Genomic DNA, 21,034 nt, shown 5'->3' on the forward strand with positions numbered 1-21,034 from the left:
AAACAGGAGACAGGAATATAGATTTTCCCCTGCCTCCTGCTTCCTGTTTCCCGTCTCCTTCTAACACTGAGAAATAAACATTTCTGGCTTCTCGGATCTCCGCTACACTTGGCGATAATATGAGCGACCAGATTACCAGGGAAATTTCATCGTGATCCCGCTGATCAAATCATCGTGGCCACGGCAAGAGTATACAGTTGTCCATTAGTGACTCTAGACGAAAGAATTTTGAACTATCCACACGTTACGACGATAAGATAATTTCACCTGCAGCAGTGGGGATATCACATATAGACATGTCCTGATGGATTTCCTTACCATCTAGAATTTTATCCCCTCCATTCTCCCATATGCGGTCGCCCTAACACATATCTCGAGCAACACCTTCCTTCCCATATCCGCTGGGACGGCGGTCTCCATGTCAAGTTTTTCCACCTCTATTTCCACCTCAGATGCGCCGGCCATCCTCGCCAGCCTCTCGGCCTCATTTGACGCTTCCCTCTCAGCGATCCTCAACGCCTCAGACATCTTCTCGACCTCGAACCTTCCCGATGGGGCATGGATCGTATATCCCGCTACTCCGGCCGGGGTGTATATCGGCTCTATACGGACGGTGGCGGTCTGAACGATCCCGCCGGTTATCGCTCCCACTGCGTTTGCCACCTCGGCGTGGGGAGGTATGATCAATTCGGCGTTCAGCCTACGGGCCACGTTGGGCATGTAAGCCTCCACCGGCGCGCCTATGGCGATTATCGGCGAGTTGAGCCTCGCGGAGAAGGTGATCCCCCCTTTATCATCCAAGCCGAGCATCTCCCTCCAGATCCAGCTACACAACCTGCATCCGTTGTGCAGGGCGATTCCGGATTCATCCGATATGATTTTCCCCGCTATCTCCCCGGCCACCTTCCTCTCCACCGCTTCAAGCACCCTATCAGCGAATTTATCGGGCGAGATCCCAAGCCATCTGGAGCAGAGCTTCACCCCGATCTCCGCCGCCTCCCTATCCCATTCCAGGTACATGCCTCTGTAGTGCAGGATATCCGTCGGGGTAAGCCCCGAACGTATTATCACCCCGCTCTCCTCCAGATCGTTCAGATTCAAAAGGGCGGGATGGGTTCCCATGGCTCGTGCGATCTGATCGATCGACTTCGGCCCGTCTCTCAATTGCGATATCACCTCAGGTCGCCCCGCTCCGTCGTCCGATCTGTTTAAGATCAGGAAGTCGATCGGCTGGTAGGTAAAGGCCGGCGCCCTTCTGGAGGAGCCGATCCTGAGGAGCTCCTTTTTGATCTCTGGATGGCGGCTTGAAAGGAGACATAGGGGAACGACCCTCCGGGGTGAGATCGTAAAGCCGAGCGTCGGATCGAGCCTTATATGGCTGTCGCCGCCTATACCCGTGGTTTGGATATCGGCCGCCAGGATGCTCGTCCGCCACCCCCCGACTCTCGCTCCCTCGCCGCTGAGTCTGGGGGAGCCGTCATAGAGAACAGCTATGTCGGTCGTCGTTCCACCCATATCCACCACGATCCCGTCCTTACACCCTGACAGGAACTTACCTCCCATCACGCTGGCGGCAGGTCCGGAGAGGATGGTCTCTATCGGCCTCTCCATCGCCATCCTGTGGCTCATCATATGGCCATCACCCTTAACGACCATGATAGGGGCATCTATCCCCTTCGCCTTAAGCGCCCTCTCGACGGAGAGGATGAGATCGCGGATAAGGGGGATCAATCTGGCGTTGAAGGCGGCCGTGACGGCACGTTTTATCGAATCGAGCCTGTCGCTGAGCTCATGACCGCAGACGACGGGCAGATCACAGAGGGATCGTATCAGCTCCTTGACCCTGATCTCATGATCGGGGTTTCTCACGGCGCCGTATCCGGAGACGGCATATGCCTCGACGGAATCCCTCGTCTTCAGGATCACCCTACGAGCCGCCTCCAGATCCAACGGCTCCCGTTCCACCCCGTAGATATCGTGTCCTCCCCGTATGATGTGGATCTCCCTGACGGGGAAGGAGTCACCCAGCCCCTCATAGAGCAGCTTCGGATTGTATCCGATCCCGATCAGACAGACCTTGCCGCCCTTTCCCTCCACGATCGAGTTTGTGGTGAGAGTGGTTGAGAGCGAGACCAATCTTATGGAGCCTGAGGGGATATCGCCCAACGCCTCTATGGAATCCAGTATCCCGATCGAGAGGTCATGTCTCGTCGTCAGCGCCTTCGCCTTTCGAATCACCTTTCCGGTTTCGAAATCCAGGAGGACCGAATCGGTATATGTCCCTCCGGTATCTATTCCCAAGCCCGTTTTCATCCTGACCTCCCGGCGCTCATATTTCCCTCCTCAATTCCCCGTGGGAAGTGATTATATCTTATCTGAACGAGCTTCGCAATGTAGAGACACCCTACGCCTCTACGGGTGTATCCGGTGGATCAGGCTCTAGGGGCTAGGTATCCCTCTCGAACGGAGAAAACGCCCCTCTCCGTGTCGGAGAGGAAGATAACATCCGAGGAAAATGGTCAATTTGACAAATCGGCCCGGTGGGGATAGAATAAAGGTCGAGCGCGTGAAGATCAATCTCAAGGGGGAGGTAAGAATGTTCAAGGCTTTAACCTCCGTTTTACCGGTTATGATTCTGACCTTGGCCTTTACGGCCACAGGAGGAGCACAGGAAGGGATGTTACTCTGGCTCTCCTTCGAGGGGGATGGAGACGTGGTGATCGATCACAGCGGTAACGGCAACGATGGCAAGGTGGTTGGCGGTGCGACGCGCGTGCAGGGGAAATATGGAAAGGGGATTCAGATCGGCAAGAAAGATCAATACGTCGAGATACCTAACGTCCTACAGCCGACGGCTACGGTTGAGTTCTGGTTCAAACCCAATTGGGACGGCAGCGACTCGGATACCTATAGGCTCTTCGACGCCAACACCGGAAGCATATACTTCATGATAGGTAAGGGGAAAACGATAGGCGATAGGGACACAACCTTCGGTTTTTACTTCGAGGACGCGACCGATGCCGACTATCAGGATTGGGAAACGCCGGCGGCCGATGCCATACCTAAGGCGGGGGAGTGGTATCACGTGGCCGTGACATGGGATTTTGAGAATGAGAAAAAAGCTCATCTCTACATCAATGGCGAAGAATCCGGCGTCTCGCCGAATATCGGTGCCGGTTTCCCACAACTTAATCCCAACCCCAGGATAGGATTCAACGTCGACACCGGTTACATGCCGGCGGCAAACGGTGCCGACTCGGTTATCGACGAATTCGTCATCTACGGTAAGGCGCTCAGCGCCGATGAGGTTAAACGGGATATGAAGAACATCAGGGGCCTTGCCGTCAAGCCGCAGGATAAGTTGACTACCACCTGAGGGGAGATCAAAAGGATCAGGTGAAACAAAGATAACGATTGACGGCCCAGGATCAGACGTGATCTCGGGCCTTTTCGATTTTCCCCGGAGGGTATCAAAGAACAAAGGGAGGTACCATGGAAAGAACATACGATGTCTTGGTGGTGGGCGGCGGACTTTGCGGTTTCGCCTGCGCCCTAAGGGCGGCTCAAAACGGTAAAAGGGTGTTACTCGTGGAGAGACGTCCAGCTCTTGGATGGGAGAGCACCTGGGCATATCAGTTGGATCTGAACAGCGCTGATACCCCGATCGCCCGACGTATCCTGGGTGAGCTTCGCGCGATCGGAGGGCTCAAAGGGGAGATCGCCGATGCGCCCGCCCTTGAGATGATCCTCGATAGGCTCGCCGATGAGCATGACCTCTCGGTGCTGTTGTATTCCTATCCCGTCAGACTCATCTATGAGGGGGACACCGCTTTCGGAGTGGTTTTGGGAAGCAAAAGCGGCGAGCAGATCGTTAGGTCAAGCATTATCGTGGACGCGACCGAGGAGGCGTCCCTGTGGAGACACACTGGGGTGAAGATTATAAGGTCCGAGAGATCCATCCCCTCTCTTCAATCCATCTTCTTCAACCACACGGGGGAGGGATTGAGATTGCCCCTCGATCTAGGAAAAGGGATCGTGATTCACCCCTCCCTGTGGCGGGGTGAGGTTCGAGTTGAGTTCGAAGTCGATGGAGCGAACCCTCTCGTCGCAAGACGCAGGATGCCTGACGTGCTGAAAATCGTTCGTGAGGAGGTGCCCCAGCTAAAGGAGGCGCTGGTCACCCATTCCGGAAATGAACCCTTTCCCACAGCCCCCCTGGTTCAATTTGAGGATGAAGGACCGATCCATCCGATCATAAGGAACCTCCTCGGATGTGGGATCTGGGCCTCTGAGGCGGAAAACACGCCTGCGGGCAGGCTCGCCCTAGGTGAGAGGATAGGAGAACTTGCCTCCAGGTGTGAGGGCGTCAAGAAGTTCCCCCCCGAGATGATAATGGGTTCCCTCCTCAAAGGACCGGAGGTGAGAGGCGACGTGATCGTCGTGGGGGGAGGTACCGGAGGTTCCATCGCGGCCATCGCCGCCGGACGCGAGGGCGTTAAAACCCTTCTTATCGAGGCATCTCCTATACTTGGCGGGATAGGGACGGGCGGCGCCATACATAGCTATTGCGCTGGGGTGAAAGGCGGCATACAGGATGAGGTCGATCGGCGCGTCGAAGAGCTGACGCCGCTCTTCACCGGCAGATGGGGCGTCAGCGGTTTCCATCCCGAGGCGAAGAAGATCGTTCTACAGCAGATGCTCGAGGAGGCAGGGGTGGAGATCCATCTCAATACCGTCGTAACGGGCGTTCTCCTTAAGGACGGAGGAAACCAGCTTAAGGCTGAGATGGGGACGGAACTTATGCCCGCCGAGGAGAGAAGAAATGAGATCTCCGGGGTTATAGCCGTTTCTCCGCAGGGGGTTGCCCTCTGTGAAGCCGATGTCTTTATAGACAGCACAGGCGACGGGGATATCGCCGTTATGGCGGGAGCGCCCTTCATAGTCGGCCGTGAGAGGGATAACCTCATGCACGCCTATTCACAGCCCGCTGGCAGGCTCGATAGGGAGGGTAGATTGTCCTTTTTCAACTTCGACGCCGGATACGTCGATCCGACGGACGTGGAGGATCTGACAAGGGCCCGAAGAAACGGTCTCAGAAGCTATCTCAAAGGCAGGTTCACCGACGAGAACCGCCTTCTATACATCGCACCGATCATAGGGATTCGTCAGAGCAGGCATATAATCGGTGAATATCAGCTCACCCTTGCCGATGAGGTGGCGGGCAGGAGGTTCGAGGACGCCGTCTCCTTCATGAGGGCCTTCTACGACAATCACGGCTTCGACTATGAAAACGAGAGCGACGAGGCGCTGGTGTGGGTCTGGGCCTTAGGCAATTGGAGCAAACCGATAGGATGTGAGGTGCCATATAGATGTCTCATCCCGAAGAAGGTGGAGAGGCTTCTTTTGGCCTGCCGCGCCATATCGCTCACACACGACGCACATGCGGCATTTAGAATGCAGAGGGATATCCAAAGGATAGGCGAGGTGGCCGGATTGGCCGCTGCTATGGCGGTGAAAGAGGGGATTACGCCCAGGGAGATCGACGTGAAAAAGCTGCAGGTCGCTTTGAGGGAAAGCGGGGTGCTCGATGATAGATATCGTCCTCAACCCGCTATACCGGAGCGGAGAGGGCATAGGGCGATATCGCCTCCGGAGCCATCCGCTCTTAAACCGGAGGAGGCCGAGGCGCTGGTGTGGGTCGCCGTTCACACTAACCGTGAAAATGCCTTGGCGTTGAGGGAAATGTTGAGATCGGACGATCCGGAGGTGAGGTTCAAGGGGGCGGTGGCCCTCGCCTGGCATGGGGTGGATGAAGGGGTGAAGGAGCTTTTAAGATGCCTCGAGAGGAGAAGTGAGGAAAAACCCAAAGGAAACAAGACCGTCCCGATGTGGATGGCTGCCATACCTTTTCTAGGGATATCGGGCGATAGACGGGCAGTTCCGGTCCTCATAGATGTTTTGAAAGGGAGGGAGGCCCCGCTTGACGCCCTGATAGCTGCCGTCAGGGCCTTGGGAAGGATCGGTGATCAGACGGCGATACCTGCTTTGAGAGAGCTCCTAGAGCGTAAGGATCTCCCGACCAAAAGAGCCCTTCAGGTCAGCACCGGCGGGATAGATCCGGTTCTTGAGGACGCCAGGTGGCAGATCGATCTGGCAATCGCCGAGTCGCTCTCGGAGTTAGGAGCGCCGGAGGATGAGGTGCGTCGGATCGCCGAGCCGTATCTCAAAGATCCCCGGGCCTACGTAAGGCGATATGCGGGGAAAATCTACGGGAGAGCGGGATAGCCATTCGGGAAGATTTCCTCTCTTGACATCAAATTTTATATCCGCTATAATGGGCTCGAAAGGAGTTCATTAGGAGTATTGTGACCCTTAAACTTTGTTTTGGAGGTGAGGGGATCATGAGAGGGAAACATAACATTTTCTCAGCTATGGTTCTCCTGAGCATAGCGGTTTCCCTCTTACTTGGGACAGTTAATGTCTCGAAGGCAAAATCAAAAACCAGCAAGGTGACGTTCAGAGTGTGGGAGAAAGGAGGTTTAACAGTAGAAGGCGCTGTAGTGAAAGTCGCAGGTAAGACTCTAACAACAACTGAAGGGGGTTGGACAGATGAGATAGAGCTTGAAGTTAACAAGTGGTATCTTGTTGAAGTTTCTCATGAACTTTACGAAACATATAGTTTGAACCATTATATTGCTGATCTTCCGAGTCAGGTAATAAACATTTCCATAAATAAACTCAACATAGATGGTAGGATTCTTTCTGTAGAAGTTGTCACCCCAAGATTAAAACAAGGAGAGACCTTAGAAGTTGAAATCGAGGTTAAAAATACAGGGAATGTAAAATCTGATTATCATCTATACTTTGGTGCAGGGTATCCTACTGATAGTAAAACGATAACTCTTGATCCAGGTGATAAAGGTAAAGTTACTTTATCCTGGGTGGTGCCTAAGGATAGGGAACCAGGCGACTACACAAGTGAAATTCGATTTGAAATAGCGAAACATGGGGGTATTTGGCAAGTTCATAAAACATGGGGGGAGATCCAATTCACGGTTGAAGGAGAACCTGAACCTAAAAAGGCCGGCGTTATCGTTCGTGTTTTCACAGGAGCAAGTTATGATGCGGGAGATCCTATTCCGGAAGCTAAGGTATATATTGATGGAGATTACAAAGGCAAAACACAAAGTGACGGGGAGATCAACATTGGATCTTATGTGATAGGATCTGCTCATAAAATAAGGGTTATTAGATCAGGCTATAAGGATTTTACAAGCAACTTCACCGTTCCTGACGCTGATATCTCCTTCCTTGATGTAAAAATGGAAAAAGCATTTCTAGATCCATCTCCTTTAATAGTAGACGTTTCATTTTCTCCTCCGGGCGAGATTATATTGGGCGATGTGATTGAAATAACTATAAAAGGGGGAAATAGAGGTGGTTTCTCCCCCATAGGAACATTATCTCTATCTTTCCCACAGTTAGATTCTCCTAATGATAAAGGCAGGGTTGAAGTTATTAGCAATGATGCACCTGAAACAGTTATTAAAGCCGCTGGTGAAACGATTTGGCATAAGGATAAAGGGGATATAAAAGCATCCTATCTATTGGTTGAAGCTGCTGATACAAAGTGGAGCAACAATGGTTGGGAATCTAGGGAGATACATGAGCTTAAAATTAAGGTCCGCCCAAAGGATGAAGGGATATTTGTAGTTTATTGCAGGATCACGTTTAAGGATAACGATAGCGAGGTTAGATTCAATTATCCAACAGATTCTGCATATATCGATCAACAGGGATTCTATGTCTTAAAGCGAGAAATTAGAGTTGTAAGAGAAGCTGTTAAACGTGAAGCTCCTCCAGGGTCCTTGATAAGGAAGTATGAACCTATCTTGAAATTTCACAAGGATGAAAATGATGAGGAACTGTACTTTCCGATGGACGCCGATGCTTATGTTCAAAAATGCAGTTTGTGGTATGACGCTTGGTATAAACCTTTACCGGAGAAGCTTAAAGGGGAAGGAGAAATAGAAACTTTAAAATCACTCGCCGATTTTTCGAAGAAAATTAAAAAGGAGAAGGATCTCACCAGGATTTTCCTTCAATTTATTGATTATGAAGAAGCGAAGGAAAATGCAGTTTTAGATGAGTATAAAAGTGCATTTCCTGAGAGGTATACATACTATGCTCGCCAGTTTATAGAGCCTGATTATAGTTATCTAGTAATTCAATACTGGTTCTTCTATGCCTATAACTCCTGGGGGGATTATCCTTTTGGGTATAATTCCCATGAAGGTGACTGGGAAGGTATAACTATATTCCTCCATCCTTTAACTAAAACACCAATTTATGCTGCTTATTCAGCGCATAATGATAGTGGAGAGATAATAAGAAAACCTTGGAAAGAAATTGAGAGGGAAGGAACTCATCCAGTAGTATATGTAGCGATAGGTTCCCACGCCAATTACTTCACATCTATTCCTGAGAGAAAGGTCTGTTTAATAAGAGGAGGAAACCTCATTTGTAAAAAAGATAAGGCAAATGGAAATGGGAAGATAATAAGGCCTCAAGAATGGAAGCAGAGAGTTGTGCTGGAGGATGAAAATTACTTCTTACCTGAGTGGGCTGAATTTTATGAAGGGAGATGGGGATGGTGGCGTACAGGGATAGAAGCAGGCTTTGGGGCACCCAAATTTCCTAAGTTTCAAAAGGATAATAAATGGGACCATCCGGCAATATGGGCTGGGATACAAACACCACCTCCTCCTGTGCTGAAAATAATCTCAGTTGAAACCAACAAGCAGGAGTATGAGAAGGGTGAAACCGTTAAAGCGAACGTGAAGCTTGAGGGTGAATGTTCTTTATCCAATTTGGTGATAAATTTGGATATAGCTGATCCGGACGGCAATAACGTTAGAGAGGGTATTTTTAAATCGATAGCGTCCCTATCACCAGGGGGATATTCAACAGGATTCCTAGAATGCTGGAAGATCCCAGAAGACGCTAAAGCGGGTAAATACATAGTAACAGTAGGGGTCTGGAATGAGAACCAGACAAAGCAATATGATATCAAGTATGGAGTGGCAAGTTTTACTGTCAAACCTAAGGAAATAACTTTCGTTGACTCCAACCTCGAAGCAGCGATAAGGGAAGCGATAAACAAACCTGACGGACCAATAACAAAAGAAGATTTGGCAAATTTAACACAGCTCGATGCTTCAGGGCGTGGGATACGTAATCTAAGTGGGTTGGGATATGCTATCAATCTGGAGATGCTATGGTTGAGTGATAACCAAATATCAGATATCGCTTCATTGAGCAAGCTTGTTAATCTGTGTCATTTGGACTTGAGTAATAATCAAATAGATGATGTGAGAGCGTTGAGTGGACTTGGTGATTTTCAAGGTTTGATTCTAAGCCATAACCAGATCAGCGATCTAAGTCCCCTAAGTGAGATAGGTGTCGTGGAATGGTTGGATCTTAGTTACAATAGGATATCAGATATCAGCCCACTGGTAGCCAATCTAGGGCTTGGGCGAAATATTGGAATCGATCTAAGAGGTAACCCGCTTAACGATGAAGCTTATAGCTCTTATATTCCGATTCTCCAAAGCAGGGATGTAAACGTGAAATTTGATCCAAAATTGAAGCCAGATCTTGTTATTTCCTACGATGATATCTCCTACAATTTCTGTGAGGAGGTTATCACAGCTGTTGTGCATAATATCGGTGAGACAGACGCAAGCAATGTGAAAATAGCATTTTATGAGAGACCTGGAGATTGGTATAAAGCCGCCTTAGAATACGTTGGAGGATATCCTCCTGAACCATCCCCTGATGATCCACCAGAGGCATGGGAAGCGTGGCAATCACAGATGAGCGAAATTGATAGGATGATTCAAGAGTATGGAGAAACTCTCTGGAGCCCCATAGCTGAGACCTCTTTGAACACCATCCGTGCCCGATCCTCAGAAACAGCTTCTATCACCTGGTCGATGGGGGAGGAAGGAATATTTGAAATAAAGGTGGTTGTTGATCCAGAGGATGAAATTAAGGAGAAGAATGAGCAAAACAACGAGGCTACAACTTGGATAGCCGCTAAGCTTTACATAGCAAAGCCTACCTCTGAAAATCCAGCCCAAGCAGGAAGCTATAATAACCCATCTGAGATCTCAATCATAGTAGCGATCTGTGTCCCCGAAACCTTACCTGCGTTGGCTGATTCTGTTAAGGATTACTTTAACGTGGTAATAGGGGGAAAAGAGGCGGAAATAGTAGATATCAAAGCACCTGATAGTCTGAATATTGATTCTCCTATTACTCCCCTTTATGCTTATGAATTGACGGTTCAACCACCCGTTCAAGAAGAAGCAGGACTGTATGATCTAAACGTTAGCTTCTTCCCCCCAGCCTGGCAGGAGCATCGTCTAAATCTAAGCAGTTCAGAGAAAAACGCTGTGTTCTATTCTGGGAGCATCGAAGATGAGTTTAAAAACTCAATCTTCACTCTGAACGTGGATACCGGAGCCTCTGTGGATACAAATAATCTAGTAGCTCAGCTCCAGGAATACAACGCTCATATAGTTGAAGATTACGTTGTGTGGAGTAAAAGCTCCAGTGATTACAAAGATGAAAGATGGAATCCTTCATTCGACGTCACTTTCAAATTTGCCTTGTCAAAAGATGGGGATTTCCTCGTCGGTGTATTTGCCTCCGTTGTAGAAGCCTTAAGTGCCCTCGTCTGTTACAACGATTGGATGCCTCTCTCAGCCACTACTAAAGATATCTTCCTCAACAAGGTGGCATGGATGGAATATCGATCGCTGATTGAGAGAGGTCTGATATCAGGACCCGAGTATTCGACATTCCTGCCAAGGATAAAGAATAACCTCGATAGCCCTGTCCATATTATCTATAGCCTTATCTTCTGGGCGAAGGATTACAACAGCGAATGGAGATATCGAGATTTAATGGATTACTGGGCCCCGGTTCCTGACCCTGAGACGTATGATGGGGAAGGGTCGAGATCGTTCTCGATCGATTATCCTTCAGATGTTCAAAATTCGTTCGTCTACATCATAGCTCACTGTGACAACGGAAATGTTGCAAGTGCCAAGCTTGATTCGACCGAGGTGGTAACTCAGCATGATTGTGGAACCTCGCTATATGAGCAAGGTGATATATATCCCCATGATATTAAGCTTTACGGAAAAACCACATGGTCTGAGGTAGATACATCCTTCCACATGATACTGGTCGGGGGTAAACCTTCTATAAGCAACGTAGCTCAGTCTCCTGACGGAGCTTTTAATCCGCTTCCCTCGATCTTAACGCTTTCCCCTGGTTGGAATGAATACCACGAAAATCCCGTCCAACCTGCGCCTCAAACTAGAAAGATCGTCTTTGTCTCAGATGAAAGTGGCAATCCAGATATATGGATCATGGATATTGATGGGAGCTATAGAAAGCAACTTACGAATGATCCGAAACCTGAATGGATGCCCCGCTTATCTCCAGATGGAAGTAGAATAGCATATGCGAAGAAGGATGAGGATGGAACCGTCGATCTCTGGATTATGAACGCGGATGGAACAGGACAGAGAAAGATCTACGATGGAGATGATGTGTGGTCGTTCTACAGAATCTCATGGCATCCGAAGGGCGATAAGATCTACTTCGATCCTGGAACATACTCGGGAAGCGGAGGGATGCCACATAAAATCTGTTGGGTTGATCCTGATGGACCACCTGACCAGAAAGAACATGACGTTCTGGTGGCTCAGAATTGGTATTACGCCGCACCTGATATCTCCCAAGATGGGAGGAAAATAGTCTTCGAGCATTATAAAGGACATTCATGGGTATTTGACACAGAGATATATGTTGGTGATCTTTCCGAAGATGGCAACGCCGTGACGAACATAAAAAGGCTTACGCAGAACAGCGATGCGGACAAAGCGCCTTTACTGTCTCCGGATGGCTCAAAAATAATTTGGTTGCATCAAGCGGCTCCATGGGATGGAGGAGAGGTCAAATTCGACATCTGGACGATGGATGTTAACGGGAATAATCCTCATTCTCTGACAGGAGAGGTGGATAAAGAAACCGTGCAGCTTGGGAGCTTCTCGCTTGATGGTGGAACGATAATATTCAGCGCTAGGAGAAGTGGAAACTGGGATATCTGGAGGATGAAATCTGATGGCACAAAACTGACTCAGATCACAGATACACCAGATATAAATGAGACATCACCGGACACCAATGTCATCGTCAAACCACCTAAGATCTGGGGAGATGTCACCGGAAACGGTAGGGTCACAGCATATGACGCGTCAAGGTTGCTTCAATATCTGGTGGGGAAGGTATCAGCCGATGAGATAAATCTCGATGTGGCAGATGTAACCGGAAACGGAGATATATCAGCCCTCGACGCAGCCTATATCCTCATGTTCGTCGTGGGGAAGATAAAGAAGTTTCCCGTCCAAGGTGAGGCAGCACCGTCGTATGAGGGGATGAGCAAAGTGATCTCAATCCCAACTATCAGGACAAAAGCGGGAGAGAGGATAAAAGTTCCGATAGTGATAGATGATATGAAAGGGATCTTGTCGGGAGAGATGAGGATCAGATATGATCCGAGGGCACTGAAGCTGATAAAGGTTTCAGGGATGAAGGGGTTTGAGATTGCCCAAAATGTCGGCGATGATCTAGTAAGACTTGCCTTTGCCTCATCTGAGGAGATAGGATCAGGAAAAGGAGATCTGTTCCAGCTTGAGTTTGAAGTCGCGAGGTATGTGGGGAATCCCTCAGAGGTGAAAATCGAGAGGGTGAGGATAAACGAGGGAGTTAAAGTAAAGGTTGAAAGGGGGAAAGTAGAGTTTGTTCCCGACGATACCGTTCTTCTGCAGAACTACCCCAACCCCTGCAATCCTGAAACCTGGATACCGTTCCAGTTGGCGGAAGGGGGAGATGTGAGGATTCGCATCTACGACATGAGAGGTAGACTGATTAAAACGCTTGATCTGGGATATCTCCGTGCAGGATACTACATCTCCAAATCCTCCGCTGCATATTGGGACGGAAGAAACGAAGTAGGCGAGAGGGTTGCAAGCGGGGTTTACATTTACCAGATACAAGCTGGTGAAAAGACGTTTGCCAAGAAGATGGTTATCCTGAAATAGAAAGAGAAGAACGATAAGGAGCATCTGGAATATCCCAGGAAGCTGGTGCAGAGGTGGTCCTAGGGGGAGATGTGCTCGGAGCTGTGGATGGACATGTGATGGATTGGATTAATGGGGAGACACCCTGTTGATATGAAGGAGATATGGGCGTACAGGGCTCGATGGGGGACGATAACCTTTGGGCTGTTGATCGGGCTTTTCGTCGTGGCGGCCCTGGCATGTAGCGTCGGAGCCGTTCGGATAAATCCCGTCAGGACCTTTAAGATCCTGCTGGATGCGCTGCCGGGCATATCGCTTGAGAAAAGCTGGTCCGATGCCGATCGGGCGATAATCCTCTCCGTCCGCGCCCCCAGGGTGATGATGGGGGCCGTGGTGGGGATGGCGCTCTCGATAGCGGGCGCCAGCTTCCAGTCTCTCCTGAGAAATCCCCTGGCCGATCCATATATTCTGGGAGTTTCAAGCGGCGGAGCGTTGGGGGCGATAATCGCCATACTCCTCGGCGCCGAATCGGCCCTGGGCATGTCAACCCTGCCCCTTTTCTCATTCGTAGGGGCGAGCTTAACCATGTTGATGGTCTACAACATCGCCCGGATCGGAGGCAGGCTTCCGGCATATACCCTGCTTCTGGCCGGGGTGATCGTCAACTCCTTCTTCTCGGCGATCATCATGTTCCTCATATCCGTGGCCGGCCTGACACACGCCAGGACGTTCCAGTTCTGGACGATGGGCGATCTCAACCTGCCCTCATCGAACGTGGCCATATCCGCCTCAGTCCTCATCCTGATAGGCTCGATCGTGCTCTATGGCCTGGCACGCGATATGAACCTGTTGGCTCTCGGCGAGGAGAGCGCTGCTCAGTTGGGGGTCAATGTGGAGAGGACGAAGCTGGTCGTATTCGTCATGGCCTCGCTCGTGACGGGAGCGTCGGTGGCGGCATGCGGGATGATCGGATTTGTGGGTCTGATCATCCCTCACATAACCAGGATGGTGGTGGGGACCGATCAGAGGATACTGATGCCGTCGTCGGCGCTGATCGGTGCCTCGTTTCTGGTGATAGCCGATACGTTCGCCAGGACGGTGATCGCGCCGAGTGAGATACCGATAGGAGTCGTAACGGCCATCTGCGGAGGCCCTTTCTTCGTGTATCTTTTGAGAAAGCATCGCAAGCCGCTTATGTGAGTCACATCCGATTTCCTTCTGAAATACTGGGCGTGTCGCTTGTCATAAGATGTAGAGCTTTGGTATAATCTAACAAAAGTTATGACCGTCGTGATTATAAAGGTAACCAATATGCAGTACGATGTTGCTTCCAAAGTGATAGTGGAACATGGTAAGGAAGCGATACTGAGGAGGTTTCTAGGAATAGACCCACAGGAGGTTGAGCTGATAGAAGAACTTCCTCAAGAGACAGCCAGCCTCAGGAGGAGCGACTACTCTTTGAGGGTGAAGACGGCTGAGGGGAGAGAGGAGATAATCTTGTTGGAGTTTCAGACGAGATGGAACTGGGATTTGCCCTTGAGGTTGTTGGAGTATCATGCAAGGTTTAGGATAAGATATCGTCTCCCTGTGATGAGCGTTGTGATTCTTTTCCATAGGAAGGAGGATGTTCAAGAAAAGTATGAGGATGGGTCGGTCTGGTTCAGATATAAGGTCATTAGTTTATGGCGGATGGAAGGAGAGGAAGTTCTGAAGAGCGGGGAGAATAGTCAGAAGATTGCTTGATAGGAGGAGAGACATCATGATAGAATCCCCAGCCTATGAGATAATCAAGGAGGAAGGATTACAACAAGGTATGCTGGAGGATGCTAGAGAGATGGTATTGGAGGCGCTGTCGGTCAAGTTCGGAGTTCTACCTCTGGATCTGATCCAACGGATAAAGAGCATTCAGGTGAGGGAAATCCTAAAACAACTTCACCGAACCGCCGTAATCGCCCGAGATCTAGATCAGTTCCGCAGGGAGTTGGAGAAGGTAAAGGGATAGCCGATATTTGTTATGTATGATGTCGCTTCTAATTTCACGAGGCTTGCAAGAGGTTGCCACGCTAAACGGAGGAGTGGAGTTCCCCATGGGGATAAACCGTTCCAAAACGGTGTGAAAGTCTACAAGATCGAGAATCTGAGTTTTGGATATGAAAATGAGCGGATCATAAAGGAATTGAGCTTCGAAGTGGAGAAGGGGGAAATCCTGGGGATCATCGGGCCTAACGGGTCGGGCAAGACCACCCTCCTCAGGCTGCTCAGCGGCGTCCTGCGCCCATGGAGCGGGAGGGTGAGCTTCATGGGAAAGGACCTCAGGAGGATGAGACGTAGGGAGATAGCCCGCAGGGTAGCTGTCGTGCCTCAGCAGAGCTTTATCATCTTCCCCTTCACCGTTCGGGAGATCGTCCTGATGGGCAGGGCGCCGTATCTGGGCATGTTCCAAAACGAGGGCAAAAGGGATTTCGAGATAGCGGAGAAGGCGATGGATTACACCGACACGCTCAGGCTTGCCCATAGACACGTGGACGAGCTCAGCGGCGGCGAACTTCAAAGGGTCATAATCGCAAGGGCGCTCGCTCAGGAACCGGAGGTCATGCTGCTTGACGAGCCCACATCACATCTCGATCTAAAACATCAGATGGAGATCTTCGATCTGATAAAACGGCTTAACTCCGAGGAGGGGATGACCTTCGTGGTGGTCCTTCACGACCTTAACCTCGCCGGCGAGTACTGTGATAGGCTTCTCCTGCTGAAGGAGGGACGCGCCTACAAAATGGGGAAACCCGATGAGGTGTTAACCGCCGAGGCGATAAAGGAGATCTATGGGGTAAACGCCCTTGTCGCTCGGAACCCAGTCACCTCCGCCCCTCATGTTATCCCTCTGAGTCCGCTTCGCGGATCAGCGGAAGGAGAATGATAGCCGTCGTCCCCTTGCCCTCCTCGCTCTTGAGCTCTATCCTGCCCTTATGATCCTCTATGATCTTCTTAACCATCGTCAGTCCCAGGCCGGATCTGAGCTTATCGGTCGTGAAGAACGGATCGAAAGCCCTTTTCAGAACCTCCTCTGACATCCCACATCCCGTATCGCTTATCTCTATCCTCACCGTTCCCTCTCCCGCGGAAACCCTGCTTTCCACCCATATATCCCCTCCCTGTGGCATGGATTGGAGGGCGTTTCGGACGAGCTGAACGAGGGCGTAGATGAGCTGATATTGATCCGCCATTATCCTAGCGGGAGTTTCATCGAGTGAGAGATGCACCCTTACGTCTCTATCCTCGCACTCCCTTCTGACGAGCGATATGGCGGTGGATATGACCGACGAGATCTCGTGCGCCTCAAGCTTCAACTCGGCCGGCTGAATGAAATCCAGGTTTCGCCTCAACAGTTCCTCGAGCTTATCGGTCTCCTCGACTATGGTCTGTATGAAATCCCTCCGTTCATCCGAGTCCTCCATCCTCTTGAGGACAGATCTAGCGTATCCGCCGATTACGGAGACCGGATTTCGAATCTCATGAGCAAGGTTCGTGGCCATCTGTCCTATGGTGGCCAACCTCTCGGTGTACAAGAGCTGCTCCTGTGCCGCTCGAATCTCCTCATTGGCCTGTTTGAGCTTCTCGATCTGCCTGTCCAGATCCTGATACAGCACCGATCTCTCTATCGCCATCGCCACCTGTGTTGCGAAGAGTTTCAGCGTGTCGATGGAATCCTCATCTATCTCCTCGCCCGTGACGATGTTATCCACCACGATCACGCCCAACGGCTCGACATACGAGAGGATCGGCAGTACGACGAAGGTAGAGAGGTTCAGCTTATGGAGGTATTCGTCCGTATCTCCCCTATCCCACTTTATCACCCTTCTCTCGCTCATGGCCTTTATCAGCGGCGAGTCGGTCCTGTCGGCCGGTATGCGGATCTCCCTGACAGCGAGGTTAAGCGGGGAGTTTTCGATCTCGCCGTTATACTCCAGTACCATCTCCCGAAGCGATCTGGTGTCCTCGTGAATCTGTTCCCAGATTCTGAATCCCTCTTCCCTGTCGATCGGGCCGATCCCCATTTTACCCTCAAGCCACTTGAAGTCCTCCGACATCAAAAAGAGCATCGCCCTGTTGTACCCCAACCCTTTTCCGGCGGTGATCCCGGTGAGGATAATGTAAAGGATCGCCTCCAGCCTGTAGGTGCTCTGCATGGCGTTGACGATCTCGATGACCGTTTTGAGCTCCCTGACCTTCATCTCCAGCTTCTGGCTCTTTCGGCGTAGCTGTTCCTCAAGGAGAGCCTTCTCGGTTATATCCTCCGTGATTATGACGACGCCTCTCACCACATCATGCTCATCCCTCAGCGGGTATATACGTCGATTTATGACTATGGGGCCGCGTCGAAGGGTGTGATGTTCATAGTGGTTGATCTCATGAGGGGATTTCGTCTCCATCACCCGGACGAGTATCTCCTTAAACCTGGGCTCCAGGTGGGGGAAGACCTCAAAATATTTCCTACCTATCACCTCGTCCTTGCTGAATCCGCTTAGCCTCTCCATGCCTGAATTCCACTTGACGATCCTCATCTCCTCATCAAGGAGTATGATGCCGGCATCGATGCTCTCGATTATGAAATCGCTGAGATCATGTATCCTCCAACTGGGATACATCTGTGACATCACCCGATCAGCCGAATTTTTTCTCAAATCTGGTATATCCCGTCAGATCGAACCAATCGCTCTCCTTCGCCCATGGCACGTCGAGTTCTGAGAAGAGCTTCCTCTGGGCATATGATCTGTCGATGATCGCATCTATCCCCTTGATCACGGTCTTGATGCTGTCCTGAAACGGGAGGAGCTCCACGTATTCATCGGGCACGGGGATGATTTTGTCGGCCGATTCGAATATGCCGTTCACGGCCAACACGAACGGCCTTGTGGCTTCGAGGGGACAGTTGAGTTCGTAGTATTCGTTACGCAGATATTTGATGGCGTTGCGGAACACCTCGTCGTGTTCAGATCTTCTATCGTATGGCACCGTCTCAGCTGTCCCGTCTATGTATCTCATCACGGCAGGTCCGTTCATGCTCCACGTGGCCTTGCCCTTAGTGCCGATCACCTCCGTCACAGGCCCTACATCCGTTTTGGGACAATGCGTGACGAAGAAGTAGACATGAGTTCCGGTCTCGAGCTCCAGATGTGCACAGCAGGTGTCCTCCGTCTCGATGTTCCTATGTCCCCTGTAGAGCTCTGCTTTGACCCTAACCGGTTTGGCGAACTCGCCCCATTCGGGTGAAGCGTAGTAGAGTGCGTTGTTGAGGTAATGGGAAAGGGCGTTGTTCGTGGGGCCGTCCAGGACATATCTGCCGTCGCATATCAGCCTGCCCGCCCAATCATTTCTGGCGTAGTAGCTGTCAAGCCTCGCCCAGCGGGCTTTGACGACGATCTCCTTGATCCTACCCAATTTCCCCTCACAGACGGCCTCCTTTATAGCGCGAACGGTGTTTTTAGATTGGTTCTGGAATCCGACCACACAGAAGCCGATGCTGTTTCGCTCGGCCTGGATCATAGCGTCCAGCTCCTGTATGGTCGGTGCAGGAGGTTTTTCGACGATGACGTTATATCCCGCTTCAAGCGCCTCTATCGTCATCCCACTGTGGGTGTGAATGGATGTCGGAAGGGCGATGATCTCCGTTTTTCTCTGTTCCTCCTCCAGCATCTCCTCATACGATTCGTAGACGGTGATCCCTTCCGATCTGAACCTTTCAACGTCCTCAGGATATTTTCTGGGATTTCGAATCAAGACGCTTCTGAAGAGAGCCAACCCTTCTTTGACCATCCTCCGGATGGTCTTTTCGTGGCTACGGGCGAAATTCGCCACGCCGACAAGGGATATACCGACCGGTTTCATTTCAGCCTCACCGTTTGGTGCGATGCCTTCTCTTCCTTCTGAGCTTCTTGAACTTGTGCCTTTTCACTTTCTTGCGGTGCTTCTTCTTGTCGTTGGGCATCCTCTACATCACCCTCCTTTTCGGTTATTTTTGTGGGAAAGTTTAACAAAGCGACCCTTTTCAGTCAAGTGAAATCGGATACCTTCCGTATCTGAGGGTCGCCAGGCGCATGGCGTTGTAGTTCTCCAGGGGGACATATTCGGTGACCGAGTTGTTGCTGCTGACGCAGTATCCTCCGCCCGGGGCCAACGCCTTGATCCTCTCCTTCACCTCCTCCTCGACCTCGGCCGGGGTCCCCCTTGTGAGGGTATATCCCAGGTCTATGTTTCCGATCAGGCAGAGCCGCCCCGCGTCCTCTCCCTAACCTCGACGATATCCATCGCCTTGGGTTCTATGGGATGGAGGGCGTTGATTCCGATGGCGATCAGATCCTCCAGCACCTCCCAGAGCCTGCCGTCCGAGTGGAAGATGAAGACCATATCCTTCCGACGGCACATATCTCCCCCCGCCTCGATATCCTCGCTATCCACCGCTCAATCCCTCCTCCGAGAGCTTCGATCTGATCCTCTCGGACTTCTGAGCTACCTTTCGAGCCATCTCATCCTTATAAAGCTTCAGCTTTTGGGACAGCTCCTCATACTTCAGGGCGAGTATCTCTACGGCGAGCAGGGCAGCATTACGGGCTCCGTCGATGGAGACCGTGGCGACGGGCACGCCAGGGGGCATCTGCACCGTCGAGTAGAGGGCATCCACCCCCCCTAACGCTCCTCCGCCTATCGGCACTCCGATGACAGGGAGTGTGGTATGCGCCGCTATAAAACCCGCCAGATGTGCCGCCCTGCCCGCCCCGGCGATGATGACCTCAATGCCTTTCCCCTTAGCCTCTGAGGCGAATTCAGCGGCCCGGCGTGGGGTTCTATGAGCAGAGATCACCTCGACTTCAAACGGGACGTCGAATTCTTTCAAGGTCATCACCGCTTCCTTCATGACGCCCCAGTCCGAATCGCTGCCCATCAAGACGGCAACCTTCACCCATCACCTCCTCACTGTCTTATTTCGATTATCTCGTTTAGCTTCCACGAGCTTATCTGCCAATCGCCGCTCCCCCTGACCAGCGACAGGGTGCATTTCAGATCGACCTCGGCCTTTTTATCCTCCTCGGCCTTTTTGACGCTTATGGTGAGCGACATCCTGGCGTCGGCTCGATATGCCGTCGGAGCGGTTACCCTTATATTTGAGAAGTCGAATTTAATCTCGTCGTATTTCTTGAATATCGAGCTCACACAGGGGAAGATATCGTCGTAGTTCTTCGGGATAAGCCCCAGGGAGACGACGAAGGTCGTGGCATCGTCATCGGAGGCCTTGTACTGTTTGGAAAAGAGCGATTTCAGCTCCGGGATATCCTTCGGGTCGTCCGAGGCAATCAGCGTTTCCACCCTGTCTATCAGGGATTCTATCTCCTTCTGAGGATCGAAATCCCTTTTCAGATAGATAACCCTGCTGAGCTCCGGCTTCTTAAGGGTTATGGACTCGCTGTAAGGTTTATAATGAGGCGCCGAAACCTCCAGGTTGAGACCTTCCGAATACTCCACATCCGTGAAATAGAAGTTTCCATCCTGATCGGTCGTGGCGGTTTCATCTCTTAGGGTGACCTTGGCGTTCGGGATCGGTTCCTTGGACGTTCCATCCTTCACCCATCCATAGACGATTCCTTTGGGCGAAGGATGGAAACCCTCCTCGTTCTTCTTTTCCCCCTCGCCGCATCCGGAGGCGATGAGGATCAGGATCAGGACGGGTATTAACCTCTTCATAATCAGACCGTTTAACCTGGTTCCTCAAACTGTGTCAAACTGACCTATCTGCCGGTTGAGGAACCCCCTCCTTTCTATCCCATTGCGGCAGATAGACCAAGGCTCCCGGCCGCTCTATGAGCCGAAGCCTACCAATTGTG

At 51.0% G+C, this 21,034-nt stretch carries 14 protein-coding genes; 7 read left to right on the forward strand and 7 right to left on the reverse strand.

Annotation, left to right across the window (positions count from 1 at the left end):
- Positions 1 to 321: 321 nt before the first annotated feature.
- Positions 322 to 2,313, reverse strand: coding sequence for a hydantoinase/oxoprolinase family protein (locus J7M22_13120; GenBank protein ID MCD6507550.1), 1,992 nt, complete (start codon positions 2,311 to 2,313; stop codon positions 322 to 324).
- A 283-nt stretch (positions 2,314 to 2,596) separates the two neighbouring features.
- Here J7M22_13120 and J7M22_13125 point away from each other — a divergent pair, with 283 nt between their 5' ends.
- The 7 genes from J7M22_13125 (at position 2,597) to J7M22_13155 (ending at position 16,074) form a co-directional block, all read left to right on the forward strand.
- Entirely contained in the window at positions 2,597 to 3,376 is a 780-nt protein-coding gene (locus J7M22_13125) for a LamG domain-containing protein (protein MCD6507551.1), read from the forward strand.
- Between the two features lie 116 nt (positions 3,377 to 3,492).
- Positions 3,493 to 6,285, forward strand: coding sequence for an FAD-dependent oxidoreductase (locus J7M22_13130; GenBank protein ID MCD6507552.1), 2,793 nt, complete (start codon positions 3,493 to 3,495; stop codon positions 6,283 to 6,285).
- A gap of 116 nt (positions 6,286 to 6,401) precedes the next feature.
- Positions 6,402 to 13,178, forward strand: a complete 6,777-nt coding sequence (locus tag J7M22_13135; GenBank protein MCD6507553.1) for a PD40 domain-containing protein — start codon at positions 6,402 to 6,404, stop codon at positions 13,176 to 13,178.
- A 132-nt stretch (positions 13,179 to 13,310) separates the two neighbouring features.
- Positions 13,311 to 14,357: an iron ABC transporter permease gene (locus tag J7M22_13140; protein MCD6507554.1), complete on the forward strand. Its 1,047-nt coding sequence runs from the start codon at positions 13,311 to 13,313 to the stop codon at positions 14,355 to 14,357.
- Between the two features lie 111 nt (positions 14,358 to 14,468).
- Positions 14,469 to 14,900, forward strand: coding sequence for a hypothetical protein (locus tag J7M22_13145; protein ID MCD6507555.1), 432 nt, complete (start codon positions 14,469 to 14,471; stop codon positions 14,898 to 14,900).
- A 16-nt stretch (positions 14,901 to 14,916) separates the two neighbouring features.
- A complete protein-coding gene (locus J7M22_13150) occupies positions 14,917 to 15,159 on the forward strand; it encodes a hypothetical protein (protein MCD6507556.1) in 243 nt (80 codons plus the stop codon).
- A gap of 12 nt (positions 15,160 to 15,171) precedes the next feature.
- Positions 15,172 to 16,074 carry a heme ABC transporter ATP-binding protein gene (locus J7M22_13155; protein MCD6507557.1) on the forward strand — a complete coding sequence of 301 codons (903 nt, stop codon included), beginning with the start codon at positions 15,172 to 15,174 and terminating at the stop codon, positions 16,072 to 16,074.
- Here J7M22_13155 and J7M22_13160 read toward each other — a convergent pair.
- The 6 genes from J7M22_13160 to J7M22_13185 all read right to left on the reverse strand — a co-directional run bounded on the left by J7M22_13160 (position 16,031) and on the right by J7M22_13185 (position 20,894).
- Positions 16,031 to 17,839, reverse strand: a complete 1,809-nt coding sequence (locus J7M22_13160; GenBank protein MCD6507558.1) for a PAS domain-containing protein — start codon at positions 17,837 to 17,839, stop codon at positions 16,031 to 16,033. The two genes, J7M22_13155 and J7M22_13160, sit on opposite strands and share 44 nt — an antisense overlap.
- Complete coding sequence (locus tag J7M22_13165) at positions 17,820 to 19,043, reverse strand: Gfo/Idh/MocA family oxidoreductase (protein ID MCD6507559.1); 1,224 nt, start codon at positions 19,041 to 19,043, stop codon at positions 17,820 to 17,822. Before J7M22_13165 ends, J7M22_13160 begins: the two co-directional genes overlap by 20 nt.
- 160 nt (positions 19,044 to 19,203) lie before the next feature.
- Positions 19,204 to 19,419 (reverse strand): hypothetical protein, encoded by a 216-nt coding sequence (locus tag J7M22_13170; GenBank protein MCD6507560.1) that lies wholly within the window; start codon positions 19,417 to 19,419, stop codon positions 19,204 to 19,206.
- Positions 19,416 to 19,613, reverse strand: a complete 198-nt coding sequence (locus tag J7M22_13175; GenBank protein MCD6507561.1) for a hypothetical protein — start codon at positions 19,611 to 19,613, stop codon at positions 19,416 to 19,418. The genes J7M22_13170 and J7M22_13175 overlap by 4 nt, the downstream gene beginning before the upstream one ends.
- A complete protein-coding gene (purE, locus tag J7M22_13180) occupies positions 19,606 to 20,097 on the reverse strand; it encodes a 5-(carboxyamino)imidazole ribonucleotide mutase (protein ID MCD6507562.1) in 492 nt (163 codons plus the stop codon). Before purE ends, J7M22_13175 begins: the two co-directional genes overlap by 8 nt.
- A 29-nt stretch (positions 20,098 to 20,126) precedes the next feature.
- Positions 20,127 to 20,894, reverse strand: a complete 768-nt coding sequence (locus J7M22_13185; protein ID MCD6507563.1) for a carboxypeptidase regulatory-like domain-containing protein — start codon at positions 20,892 to 20,894, stop codon at positions 20,127 to 20,129.
- Between the last annotated feature and the right edge of the window lie 140 nt (positions 20,895 to 21,034).

It is taken from the genome of Candidatus Poribacteria bacterium (genome assembly GCA_021162805.1).
GTDB lineage: Bacteria > Poribacteria > WGA-4E > B28-G17 > B28-G17 > JAGGXZ01.